This window comes from Ruegeria sp. CDSC052 (assembly GCF_059610685.1).
The window spans coordinates 61,526-74,404 of record NZ_JBXWOB010000004.1 but is presented as its reverse complement, the minus strand read 5'-3'; the positions used below and the strand labels follow the sequence as shown (position 1 = coordinate 74,404).

General features: G+C 58.6%; 10 protein-coding genes. 6 read left to right on the top strand and 4 right to left on the bottom strand.

Going from position 1 to position 12,879, the window contains the following annotated elements; genetic code table 11:
- Positions 1–23: 23 nt before the first annotated feature.
- On the top strand, positions 24–1,217 hold the full coding sequence (kynU, locus tag AC2FIM_RS09280; RefSeq protein WP_496708085.1) for a kynureninase: 1,194 nt from the start codon (positions 24–26) through the stop codon (positions 1,215–1,217).
- Here kynU and AC2FIM_RS09275 read toward each other — a convergent pair.
- Positions 1,210–1,788 carry a TetR/AcrR family transcriptional regulator gene (locus tag AC2FIM_RS09275; protein WP_142634953.1) on the bottom strand — a complete coding sequence of 193 codons (579 nt, stop codon included), beginning with the start codon at positions 1,786–1,788 and terminating at the stop codon, positions 1,210–1,212. The genes kynU and AC2FIM_RS09275 overlap by 8 nt on opposite strands.
- A 102-nt stretch (positions 1,789–1,890) precedes the next feature.
- On the opposite strand from AC2FIM_RS09275, the gene AC2FIM_RS09270 reads away from it, so the two are divergent.
- The gene (locus tag AC2FIM_RS09270; protein WP_496708087.1) at positions 1,891–2,355 is read left to right on the top strand and encodes a (2Fe-2S)-binding protein; all 465 of its coding nucleotides are present in this window, start codon (positions 1,891–1,893) and stop codon (positions 2,353–2,355) included.
- A gap of 3 nt (positions 2,356–2,358) precedes the next feature.
- Positions 2,359–4,599, top strand: coding sequence for a xanthine dehydrogenase family protein molybdopterin-binding subunit (locus AC2FIM_RS09265; RefSeq protein ID WP_496731949.1), 2,241 nt, complete (start codon positions 2,359–2,361; stop codon positions 4,597–4,599).
- 42 nt (positions 4,600–4,641) lie between these two features.
- Here the strand turns inward: AC2FIM_RS09265 and AC2FIM_RS09260 are convergent, their stop codons facing one another.
- From AC2FIM_RS09260 to AC2FIM_RS09250, 3 genes are all read right to left on the bottom strand, one after another.
- The gene (locus tag AC2FIM_RS09260; RefSeq protein ID WP_142634959.1) at positions 4,642–5,421 is read right to left on the bottom strand and encodes a gamma-glutamyl-gamma-aminobutyrate hydrolase family protein; all 780 of its coding nucleotides are present in this window, start codon (positions 5,419–5,421) and stop codon (positions 4,642–4,644) included.
- A 220-nt stretch (positions 5,422–5,641) separates the two neighbouring features.
- Positions 5,642–6,067 (bottom strand): GlcG/HbpS family heme-binding protein, encoded by a 426-nt coding sequence (locus AC2FIM_RS09255; protein ID WP_142635183.1) that lies wholly within the window; start codon positions 6,065–6,067, stop codon positions 5,642–5,644.
- 25 nt (positions 6,068–6,092) lie between these two features.
- The gene (locus tag AC2FIM_RS09250; RefSeq protein WP_271950236.1) at positions 6,093–8,225 is read right to left on the bottom strand and encodes a malate synthase G; all 2,133 of its coding nucleotides are present in this window, start codon (positions 8,223–8,225) and stop codon (positions 6,093–6,095) included.
- A gap of 219 nt (positions 8,226–8,444) precedes the next feature.
- Here AC2FIM_RS09250 and pepN point away from each other — a divergent pair, with 219 nt between their 5' ends.
- From pepN to AC2FIM_RS09235, 3 genes are all read left to right on the top strand, one after another.
- Positions 8,445–11,054, top strand: a complete 2,610-nt coding sequence (pepN, locus tag AC2FIM_RS09245) for an aminopeptidase N (RefSeq protein ID WP_496677544.1) — start codon at positions 8,445–8,447, stop codon at positions 11,052–11,054.
- On the top strand, positions 11,051–11,479 hold the full coding sequence (locus AC2FIM_RS09240) for a hypothetical protein (RefSeq protein ID WP_271950240.1): 429 nt from the start codon (positions 11,051–11,053) through the stop codon (positions 11,477–11,479). Before pepN ends, AC2FIM_RS09240 begins: the two co-directional genes overlap by 4 nt.
- 178 nt (positions 11,480–11,657) lie before the next feature.
- Positions 11,658–12,869, top strand: coding sequence for a hypothetical protein (locus AC2FIM_RS09235; protein ID WP_496708089.1), 1,212 nt, complete (start codon positions 11,658–11,660; stop codon positions 12,867–12,869).
- Positions 12,870–12,879: the final 10 nt, after the last annotated feature.

Here is a 12,879-nt window from a genome sequence, read left to right as displayed (position 1 = left end):
TCAGAATTCTGCACAGGACCTCCATGACTGATTTCGCTGCAACCAAAGCCATGTTCGATCTGCCGAATGGAACCATTTATCTGGACGGCAACTCGCTTGGCCCATTGCCACGTGCTGCCGCCGAGCGGGTGAGTGGAATGATGACACACGAATGGGGTCAAATGCTGATCACCGGTTGGAACAAGGCCGGGTGGATGGGGCTTCCGACCGGGCTTGGCGACCGTATCGGACGGTTGATCGGTGCGGAACCGGGTACCATCGTGACCGGCGATACCCTGTCGATCAAGGTCTATCAGGCTGTTGCCTCGGCGCTGGAGCTTTGCCCCGACCGCAAGGTTGTGCTGTCTGATAACGGCAATTTCCCTTCGGACCTTTATATGGTCGACGGTCTGCTGCGTACACTCGGATCGGAATACGAATTACGGGTGGTCGCACCCGAGGATGTTGCCGAAAACATCACCAAAGACGTCGCGGTTCTGATGCTGACCGAGGTCGATTACCGGTCTGGCCGGATCCATGACATGAAGGCGCTGACGGAACAGGCCCATGCGAACGGCACAATAACCGTTTGGGATTTGGCCCATTCCGCAGGGGCGATCCCGGTTGAGCTGTCCAGCTGCAATGCGGATTTTGCCGTTGGCTGCAGCTATAAGTATCTGAACGGAGGCCCTGGCGCGCCGGCGTTCATCTATGTGGCGCCCCGCCATGCGGATCGCGTGCGCCCTGCATTATCCGGGTGGCTGGGCCATGAAGCCCCGTTCACGTTCGATCTGGATTACCGCCCCGGGCAGGGTATCGAGCGGATGCGTGTCGGCACACCTCCGATCATCCAGATGACCGCGCTGTCTGCGGCGATGGACATCTGGGACATGGCCAACATCAAGGACGTACGCGCCAAGTCAATCGAACTGACCGAGCTGTTTATTTCGGGCGTCGAGGCCAACTGCCCTGACCTGAAACTGGCCAGCCCCCGCGACCCTGCGCAGCGTGGCAGTCAGGTTTCATTCCGTTTCGCCGATGGCTATGCCGCAATGCAGGCCTTGATCGCGCGCGGCGTGATCGGTGATTTCCGCGCCCCGGACATCATGCGCTTTGGGTTCACCCCGCTCTATATCGATGAGCAGGATGTAAACGGCGCGGTGGACATTCTGGCCGACATCATGACCAACCGGTTATGGGACGCACCGGAATACAAAGTCAGACAGCGGGTTACCTGATTTCCAACGCTGCACCAATCATGGCGGCAAGGTTCGAGTTCATCCGGTCGAATTCTTGAAAATCCGTCGCGCTGATTTTGTTTCCCCGCAGCGCAGAGGCAATGGTCTCCGCAGTTTCTCTTGCGCCATCAAACAAACGGGCACGATCATTCGACGCTTCTTTCTGTAGCCACCCGGTATATAAAGATTGCAGCCGGGCCTCGCCCTGCGTGATGATATCCGAGGCCAGCGACTTTCCTGCATCTAACAGTTCCATCCCGTGTGGAGAGGACATGATCTGAGCCATACCATCGGTCTGCACGTGGATTGCCTGGCCGATGATCTGCGAAACCGAGCCGTCTGCCTGCAGGGCTTTCGCAACGGCTTCGATCTTCTCCTCATAGTGCAACTCGGTGAGTCTGCGCAGGATCGCCTCTTTGTTGTCGAAATACAGATACAATGCCGGGCGCGAGATCCCCACGCCCTTTGCGATTTCATCCATCGACGTCTTTTTAAAGCCGTAAGCCGCGAATGCCTTACGCGCCGAATCCAGTATGGCAAGGCACTTTGCGTCTAGCACGAAATCTCTCATCTGTACCTTTTGACACTTTTCACTCAATTTGTCAGTTGACACTCTGACACTCACACCCATTTATGTCAGAACGTCACTAAATGCCAAGAGGGAGACGCAGCTATGACGGCCAGCTTAAAGATAAATGGGACGTCATATGAGGTCGATCTACCCGAGGATGTCCCCCTTTTATGGGTTCTGCGCGACGAGATCGGACTGACCGGCACCAAGTTTGGCTGCGGGGTTGCGGCATGCGGCGCCTGTACCGTTCATATAGACGGAGAAGCCGTGCGCTCTTGCCAGGTTGCCTTGTCCGATGTCTGGGGTGACGTCACCACAATCGAAGGTCTGGGCAGCCCGGACGCGATGGCCAAGATACAGCGGGCCTGGGTTGACCATCAGGTTGCGCAATGCGGTTATTGCCAATCGGGTCAGGTCATGCAAGCCGCCACGCTATTGGCCGAGAACCCCAGCCCCACGGATCAGGACATAGACGATGCGATGCAGGGCAATCTGTGCCGCTGCGGCACCTATCCCCGTATCCGTGCCGCGATCCATGACGCAGCCTCCAGACTGAAGGAGGCATAAGCGATGGCTTCCGTAGGAAAAATTCTTCGCCGCACGTTTCTTATCGGCTCAGCCGCCATTGTTGGCGGCGTCGCGTTTGGCGCCTATTATGTCAGCCGCCCGGCAGCCAACCCGCTGAAGCCTGGTGATGGGGAAACCGCGCTTAGCCCGTTCATCCTGATTGATCAGCAGGGCGTTACCCTGTTCGCGCCACGTGCCGAGATGGGACAGGGCGTAATGACCACTTGGGCAGCCCTGATTGCCGAAGAACTGGACGTCGAATTGGACGATATCCGGGTCCTTCATGGGCCTGCGGCAGCCGCCTATTACAACTCGGCCATTTTGGGTGAGAGCCTGCCGAACAAGGGATATGACATCTCGAACTTCCAGCACAATCTAGCACAATCGCTAGGCGTTCTGGGCAAGGTTGTCAGCCTGCAGGTCACCGGCGGATCGACCTCGATGCGCGACGGGTTCGAACGTATGCGCGAGGCAGGGGCCACCGCCCGCGAAACACTGAAACAAGCCGCTGCTGATCGTCTGGGCGTGGGGCGTGACCAGTTGAAGACCGAAAACGGCGCCGTGATCGCGCCGGACGGGACGCGCATTCCCTATACCGAACTGGCTGAGGCCGCCGGACAGATCGAGCCCATGCAGGTCGAGCTGCGCGATCCCTCAGACTGGCGTTTGCTGGGACAGAATCTGCCACGAGTCGACATGGTTGGAAAATCCACGGGCACGGCCGAGTTTGGCATCGACGTGCGCCCCGAAGGTCTGAAATTCGCCTCGGTCCGGATGAACCCGAAACTAGGCGGTGCGATGAACGGCTTTGACGCCAGCGCTGCGGAATCCATGCCCGGCGTGGAAAAGGTGGTCGATCTGGGCAACGGCGTGGCGATTATTGCCAATAACACCTGGCTGGCCATTCAAGCGGTTGAGGCCATAGACGTCGATTGGGCCGACGCCCCATACCCGCCGGATACTGACGGTATATTCGCAAAAATTGCCGAGGCGTTTGACGACTCGCCAAATTCGACCATGCGTGACGATGGCGATGTTGAAACCTTGCCCGAAGGGGCCACCGAAATCACCGCTGAATATCAGGTACCCTATCTGGCGCATTCCACGATGGAGCCCATGAACGCCACCGCGCTGTTCACTGGTTCCAGGCTCGAGCTGTGGTGTGGCAACCAGGCGCCGACTTTCCTTCTGACCCGCGCTGCAAACACGGCGAATCTGGATAAAGAAGCGGTCGAGATTCACACCACCTATCTTGGGGGCGGATTTGGTCGTCGTGGAGAGCTGGATTTCATCGAAATCGCAACCAAAGTTGCCATGGCCATGCCCAATACTCCGGTCCAGACCACCTGGAGCCGCGAGGAGGACATGCGCCATGACTTCTACCGACCCGGTGCACTGGCGCGGATGCGTGGCGCAGTCAAAGACGGCAAGGCGGTTTTGATCGACGCCAGAGTTGCATCGCAATCCTGCACGCAACAGGCCGTGGAACGCATATCGGGCCTGCCCGGCGCTGGCCCCGACAAGGTCCTGGTCGAAGGTCTTTTTAACCAGCCCTATGCCGTGCCGAACTACCGCGTCAGCGGCCACATCGCCGATCTGGATGTACCTGTGGGGTTCTGGCGCTCTGTCGGCAACAGCCATAACGGGTTCTTCCACGAGACATTCATGGACGAGCTGGCCCTGGTCGCCGGTCGCGATCCGCTGGAATTCCGACTTGAGCTGGCCCAAACCGAACACGCGCCCTCAGCTGCGGTCCTGCAAGCCGTCAAGGAAATGTCAGGTTGGACGGGTGAAACGCCTGCCGGTGTTGGTCGTGGCGTAGCAATGACCTACAGCTTTGGCACCCCGGTAGCGCAGGTGATCGAGGTGGTCGATGAGGACGGCACCATTCGCATCGCAAAGGCGTGGATTGCCTGCGATGTGGGTCTTGCTTTGGATCCGGGAACGGTCGAAGCGCAGATGTTCGGTGGCATGATCTATGGCCTGTCAGCAGCCGTGATGGGCGAGATCACCTTCGCCGACGGTGAGGTCGAGCAATATAACTTCCCCGACTATGACGCGCTGCGGATGCATAATGCCCCGGTGACCGAGGTCCGCATTCTGGAAACCAATCGCCATCTGGGTGGTGTGGGCGAGCCGGGGACGCCTCCGTCGATGCCAGCACTTGGCAACGCCCTGTTCGACCTTACCGGCAAGCGCGCCCGCAGCTTGCCGTTGATCAACCAATTCGATCTGCTGGTTTGATAGCAAAGCGCCGGTCCCTTCAATCAGGGCCGGCGCAGGGACTCAGGCGGTTTGTTTAACCAATCCCGATCGCACTCCTGCGGACCAGTCGCGTGCCGCATCGCCAAACGCCTCAAAGAGCGGCCGCGAGACAGGGTCATTGACCGCGTCCCATTCCGGGTGCCATTGCACCGACAGCGTGAAACCGGGCGCGTCCTGCACATAAATCGCCTCGGGCGTGCCGTCTGGTGCAGCGCCGTCAATCACAATGCGATGTCCAACCGTTTTGATCCCCTGCCCGTGCAGCGTGTTGGTCATCACCTCGGCAGCGCCCATCAACCGATGAAACACGCCCCCCTCGGTCAGGTTGACCACATGGCGTAGGGCAAATTTCTCTTCCAAGGTGCCGTCGGGGGGCATCCGATGGTTCATGCGCCCCGGCAGATCGCGGATTTCTGGATAAAGCGTTCCGCCCATGGCCACGTTGACCTCCTGAAAGCCGCGGCAGATGCCGAAAAAGGGCTGTCCTCTTTCGACACAGGCCCGCACCAAGGGTAACGTGATCGCATCGCGCGCCCGGTCGAAATCGCCATGCGCGTCGGTCGCAGGTTCGCCATATTCCTCGGGGTGAACATTGGGACGCCCCCCTGTCAGCAGGAAACCATCACAGACCTCAAGCAGTTCCTCGACACAGACATACCGCGGGTCGGCAGGGATCAGCATCGGCAAGCAACCCGAGACATTGGCCACGGCGTCCGAGTTCATCGTGCCGCCGGCATGAGTCGGATATTGATCGTTCATCAAATATGAATTGCCGATGATACCGACGACAGGTCGAGCCATTATTCTTTCCTAGTTCTTTCCGCACGTTCCGGGAAAGGTATCGACAGGGTCACAGGCGCGCAATAGCACATAGCCTGTGTGTCAGCGCAAGTCTCTGTTCACCCCTGCACAACAAGGGGCCTGATCGGACCACCGCCGAATAGGCCCTATTCGCTTTGCGCGCCGCTTGTGCCTCGTAAAGATCGGAGAGCCTTTGCCGGCTCTCCGAGTTCACCAAAGGTCAAATTTCGCCAGTCAGCCCGGCCGCTTCGATCCCGGCCATGGCAGCGATGGCGTCGTTATCCGACGTGTCGCCGGTCACACCGACTGCGCCGATTACGGCACCTTTTCGGTCACGTAGCAGAACACCACCCGGAACCGGCACGACCTGACCGCCATAAACACCGTTTACGGCGGCCATGAAATAGGCCTGCGCCTCGGCGCGTTGCATCTGGGCTGTGCCCGCCATCCCCAGCATGACCGAGCCATAGGCCTTGCCCTGCGCAATCGCAAAACGACCAGGGGCAGCACCGTCTTCACGCTCAAACGCGATGACGTGGCCACCAGCATCAAGAACGATGACCGAGAGGGGTTTCAGCCCCAACTCGCGCCCTTTTTCAAGGGCTTTGCGGATAAGGGTACGGGCTTTGCGCAAAGAAATTACCATATTCGATCCAGTCATTTCTGTTGGGTTAAAGGCTGGCTTTCATCTCCAGTCGGCGGGCGTGCAGGACAGGTTCGGTATAACCCGAAGGCTGAACACGGCCTTTGAAAACCAAATCACAGGCCGCCTGGAAGGCGATCCCGTCGAAACCGGGAGCCATTGGGCGATACGCCGGATCGCTATCATTCTGCCGATCGACCACCACGGCCATTTTCCGCATCGCGGCCATGACTTGCGCCTCATCGACAGTGCCATGATGCAGCCAGTTGGCCAAGGCCTGAGACGAAATCCGGCAGGTGGCACGGTCTTCCATCAGGCCAACATCATTGATGTCCGGCACTTTCGAACAGCCAACGCCTTGATCGACCCAGCGAACCACATAGCCCAGGATGCCTTGCGCGTTGTTTTCGATCTCACGCGCAATCTCATCATCGCTGAGGTTGCGGCCGCCCAGCAAAGGCACGGTCAGCAGATCATCCAGCGTACCACGTGCGCCACCGGCAGCCAATTCGTCCTGGCGCTCTAGGACGTTGACCTTATGATAATGTGTTGCATGCAGAGTCGCGGCAGTCGGCGACGGCACCCAGGCGCAAGTTGCGCCCGATTTCGGGTGACCGATCTTGGCGTCCAGCATGTCACCCATACGGTCGGGCATCGCCCACATGCCTTTGCCTATCTGTGCCTTGCCCTTCAAGCCACATGCCAGACCGATATCAACATTGCGATCTTCATAAGACGCAATCCACGGCGTGTTCTTGATGTCGCCCTTGGGCAGCATTGGTCCTGCCTCCATCGAGGTGTGGATCTCATCCCCGGTCCGGTCCAGAAAGCCGGTGTTGATGAAGGCCACGCGCGATTTGGCGGCGCGGATACATTCCTTGAGGTTCGCCGAGGTGCGGCGCTCTTCATCCATAATACCGAGCTTTACGGTATTCCGCGGCAGGCCGAGGATGTCCTCAACCATATCGAAAATTTCGACGGCAAAGGCGACCTCTTCGGGGCCGTGCATCTTGGGCTTTACCACGTAGACTGAACCAGTGACCGAGTTGCCGCCATCGCGCTGCAGGTCGTGCATCGCAATCAGAGTGGTGCACAGCGCGTCCATCAGACCTTCGCCGATCTCGCGCCCTTCGGCATCCAGAACGGCGGGGTTGGTCATCAGGTGCCCCACATTGCGGACCAGCATCAGCGACCGGCCCTTAAGAACACCAGCGCCACCGTCCGCCGCGGTAAAGGTCAGGTCATCGGCCAGTTTGCGTGTAAAAGTCGTGCCGCCTTTGCTGACCTCTTCGGTCAGATCACCCTTCATCAGGCCCAGCCAGTTGCCATAGGCAACCACCTTGTCCTCGGCATCCACACAGGCGACTGAATCTTCGCAGTCCATGATCGTCGACAGCGCCGATTCAAGATGCACGTCAGCAATACCGGCCGGGTCGGTGGCGCCAATGGTGCTGGAAGCGTCAATCACGACTTTGACATGCAGACCGTTGTTCTTCAGCAGAACAAAGTCCGGGTTTTCAGCGGCACCGCCAAAACCCACAAACTGCGCTGGATCTGCCAGCGCGGGCACCAGAACCCCATTTTCAACGCGCAGTTCTGACATTTCAGCCCACGATCCGCTGGCCAGCGGGGCGGCATCGTCCAGAAACGCTTTGGCCCAAGCAATCACGCGTGCTCCGCGCGCATCATCATAACCACCACCGACGGGAAGATCGCCCATCGCATCGGTGCCATAAAGCGAGTCATACAAGCTGCCCCAGCGCGCATTGGCAGCGTTCAGTGCAAAACGCGCATTGGTAATAGGAACCACCAGCTGAGGACCGGGAATCAACGCGATCTCGGGATCGACATTGTCGGTTTCGATCTGAAAATCCCCGCCTTCAGCCACCAAATAGCCGATCTCGCGCAGGAAATCCTGATAGGCGACAGCATTATGCGGCTGGCCATTGTTTTCCAGATGCCAGGCATCGACGCGCCCCTGGATATCGGCCCGCTTTGCCAAAAGTGTACGGTTCTTTGGACCCAACTCGAGAACCATCTGCGCAAGCCCGTTCCAGAAGGTGTCAGCCGCAACGCCTGTTCCAGACAGAGCATGCCCTTCTATGAATTCGGTCAGAATCCCGTCGACCTTGAGTCCGCTCCGCATCTGTCTGCTGCTCATGCCACATTCCCTCGTATGTACGCCGTTGTATACAGGCCCCAATTAGGGCGGATATTTCCGATAGGCAACATGTCTTGGTCAGTTTGGGTCTTTGGTCGTCAGGCCACGTCGACATCGACAGATGCTTATCGCCTATTGAGCAAGCTTACTTGCACCGCTTGCAGCCCATCGCAGCAACCCATAACGTCGCGCCTGATACCAACCCATTCGAGGCCACCGATGCGCGACGCAGCCCCCACGACGATCTATCTGAAAGACTACACACCGTTTGGTTATCTGGTGGACAGCGTACATCTGACCTTTGATCTGGCCCCAAATGCGACCCGAGTGACTTCGCGCATCGCCTTCCGGCCCAATCCTGATGCCTTAGACCGTCAGTTTTTCCTGCATGGTGAGCAACTGAAACTGATCCGTGCTACTGTTGACGGGGTTGAGATCACTCCAGACGTCACAGAGACCGGTCTGACGGCGGTTGTTCCCGACGCGGCATTTGTCTGGGAAGCCGAGGTCGAAATCGACCCAGGCAACAACACTGCGCTTGAGGGGCTCTACATGTCGAACGGCATGTATTGCACCCAATGCGAGGCCGAGGGGTTTCGCAAGATCACCTTCTATCCCGACCGGCCCGACGTGATGTCGATCTTCACCGTACGCATTAATGGCGCGTTGCCGGTTCTGCTGTCGAACGGCAACCCGACCGGCAAGGGGGATGGTTGGGCCGAATGGAATGACCCCTGGCCTAAACCCGCCTATCTGTTCGCCCTTGTCGCAGGCGACCTGATTACACATCCCGGTCAGTTCACAACCAAATCGGGCCGCGAGGTTGAACTGAACCTGTGGGTGCGCCCGGGCGATGAGGGAAAATGCGCCTTCGGTATGGAGGCGCTGAAGAAGTCGATGAAATGGGACGAGGACGTCTATGGCCGCGAATACGACCTGGATGTCTTTAACATCGTCGCCGTCGATGATTTCAACATGGGGGCGATGGAAAACAAGGGTCTGAACATTTTCAACTCGTCCGCCGTGCTGGCCAGCCCTGAGACATCCACCGATATGAATTTCGAACGGATCGAGGCGATCATCGCGCATGAGTATTTCCACAACTGGACTGGCAACCGCATCACCTGCCGCGACTGGTTTCAGCTGTGCTTGAAAGAGGGTCTGACAGTGTACCGCGATGCGCAGTTCACCTCGGACATGCGCTCGGCCCCGGTCAAACGTATCCACGATGCCATCGACCTGCGGGCGCGCCAGTTCGCCGAGGATAACGGCCCGCTTTCACATCCGGTAAGGCCAGAGAGCTTTCAAGAGATCAACAACTTCTACACCGCGACGGTCTACGAAAAAGGCGCCGAGGTGATCGGCATGCTGAAACGTCTGGTGGGTGACGAGGCCTATGCGCAGGCGCTGGAGCTGTATTTTGATCGGCATGACGGTCAGGCCTGCACCATCGAGGACTGGATCAAGGTGTTTGAGGACACCACAGGTCGCGACCTGACCCAGTTCAAACGCTGGTACAGCCAATCTGGCACCCCGCGCGTATCGGTGACCGAAGAATGGACTGATGGCATCTACACCTTGACGCTGAGACAGCGCACCGACCCGACCCCCGGACAGTCAGAAAAACTGCCGCAGGTTATCCCCGTCGCGGTCGGGCTGATCGGCGCGAACGGGGATGAAACCATGCCCACAACCATACTGGAGTTCACGCAGGAAACCCAAAGCTTTGCTTTCGAATACACAGTAGAAGGCTGGCGCTTGCAGGGTTGCGAAGGACCGGAACGCGTGTCCGGTGCCAATCCGCCCAAACCCACGGCCTCAATCCTGCGCGATTTCTCGGCCCCCGTGATTCTGGAACATGACCAGAGCAGCGCTGAGCGAGCTTTTTTGCTGGCTCATGACAGCGACCCGTTCAACCGCTGGCAAGCAGGGCGATCTTTAGCCGAAGACACGCTGATCAAGATGATCTTGACGGATGCGGCACCGGAAACGGATTATCTCGATGGCATCCTCGCCGTATTGCGCGACAGCGATCTTGACCCGTCTTATCGCGCCTTGATGCTGGGGTTGCCGTCCCAATCTGAACTTGCTGCGATGATGCATGAACAGGGTGTCACGCCCGACCCGATGGCCATTTGGACGGCTGTTGAAACGCTGCGGCAGGTAACGGCCCAGCACGTTCAGGATCTGCTGCCCCGCCTGCACAGCGAAACCAGCATCGAAGCCCCCTTTAGCCCGGACGCAGAACAAGCTGGCCAGCGGGCTCTGGGTGGGGCCGCACTGGCGTTGACCTCACGGCTGGACGGGGGTGCAAAAGCGGCCGAGGATTATCAGCGCGCCGATAACATGACCCTTCAGCTTTCGGCTTTGTCCTGCCTGTTGCGTGCGGGCAAAGGGGAACAGGAACTGAACGCGTTTTATGACCGGTGGCAAGATGACCGGCTGGTGATGGACAAATGGTTCGGCCTGCAGGTGGCGATGTCAGCCCCGGCAGAGACTGCAGATATCGTAAGCCACCTGACCGGGCATCCGGATTTCAACTGGAAGAACCCGAACCGTTTCCGGGCTGTTCTAGGGGCATTGGCGACGAATCACGCCGGTTTCCACCGTGCTGATGGAGCTGGTTATTCTCTGCTGGCGGACTGGCTGATCAAACTGGATCCGGTCAATCCGCAGACCACGGCGCGGATGTGTTCGGCATTCCAGACGTGGAAGCGGTATGACGCAGATCGCCAGGCCCTTATCCGCAACCAGCTGACCCGCATCGCCGAAACGCCAGACCTTTCACGGGACACGACCGAAATGGTGACGCGCATCCTGAACGCATGACCCCCTATTCCTATACACGGCATAACAGGTCACCGCAGGTCATCGCAATTCTACTGTCGGTCTATGCCGCGCTGGCTGTGTTGGTCATCGCCTTTGATGCCGTCTGGTGGCTGATTGGCCTGCTGGCCCTGTTCACCCTACCCGCATTATGGGACTTTGCACAAAACACCCGTTCGGGGCTCCGGCTGGATCAGGATGGGCTGCGGTGGTTCTCGGGGCGGCGCGAGGCTGGCGTAAGATTGAGCGAAATCGACCATGTGCGCCTGGATACACGCTGGGATTTCTCGGTGCGCATGTCGCTGGTGCTGACCTCGGAAAAGCGGATTCGCCTGCCTGATGAGTCGACCCCTCCGCATAAGGAACTCGAGTCCCGCCTGAAAGAGGCTGGCCTAAAGGTTGAACGGCATCATTTCGGCCCATTTTGAAACGATCCCGAGTCTCAGGGCGCATTGACCGGAACAAAGCGACAATAAGACGGTTGTAGCTTGAATTTGAGCCAAATAGAGGCCAGTCTCTAAAGCTAGGTTACGATTTTTTTTTGTTTCGAGTGTAAGCATGTTCCGGTTTCTGATGGCCCAAAAGGCCCGCGTTCCACATCCATCCTTGAAAATTGCGTCAGATTTCGACGCCGCCGATGCAGTGCTGGCCGCTGCTCTGCCAGATCAGGGTTCGGTAAATATCCCCGTCGCAAATGTCTCGGCCGATGAACTGATCGGTCAGGACGTCATCGAACTTGGCCGCGATCTGGCCCGCCAGGATCGGTGGGCAGACCTTTCTGCAAAGATGCGTGCCGCCGATGACGCGCGCGAAACTGCGCCCGATGGGATGCCAATCGCGGATTTGCTGGCATTCGGCGCTCGGTCCGATGTAGTGCTGGCGGTCGAACACGCTCTGTCCGATTATCGGGCATTGTCAGACTATGATCTTCTTGGCGGAATTTCTGAGCTTGAGGATGAAATGCGGGCGCATGAGGATGATCCGATGATCGCCCTTGTTGTGGCTATGGCGCATATTGACCTGGCCTGGGCGTGGCGCGGCACTGCGACAAACGCAGTTCTTCCCCCCTTGCACCGGTCTCGCTGCACCGCCCATTTCGACCGCGCGGCCGATATCCTGCCAAAATGCCGCGAAGCCGCGCCCAACAATGCGCTGGTTGCGGCTGTTGGCTGTGCTCTGCTGGCAGGTCAGCGCAAGTCCAATCTGCGCGTGGCTGATCAGTATGAACAGTTGATTACGTTGGACCCGCATAACCAACGCCATATGCGTGCAATGGGCACTCATCTGCTGCCACGCTGGTTCGGCAGCTATGAAGAGCTTGAGGTTCAGGCCCTGCGCAATGCAACCCGTACCCATGACCTTTGGGGCGCCGGTGGCTACACTTGGGTCCAGTTTGATGCCATCGCCCTAGACGACGAAGCCTGCGCACGACTGGATATCGAATATTTCCTGCAGGGTTTGCACGATATACTGCGCAACCGCCCCGACCAGCAGATGGTCAATATGCTGGCTGCCTATTGTGCGATAACCATCCAGAACGGCCTTGGGGGGAATGAAAAGGCCGACGCGGTGCGCGCTCAGATCCACGACGCGGCCAACTGGCTGATCCGTGATCACCTGACCGAACTGCATCCGCTGATCTGGGCCCATGCGGCACAAGGGTTCAATAACTCGGTCCGCATCAACTCGCCCGAACGGTTTGCAGCCCGCGGGCACCGCGATGCGTTGCGGGCAATCGGCGACCTGTTTCGCGAGGAACTGCGCAGCGGCATGGATGTGACCTTTACTCCGACAGGGTTGCACCTGTCCGGACACTGATTCCCCCTTG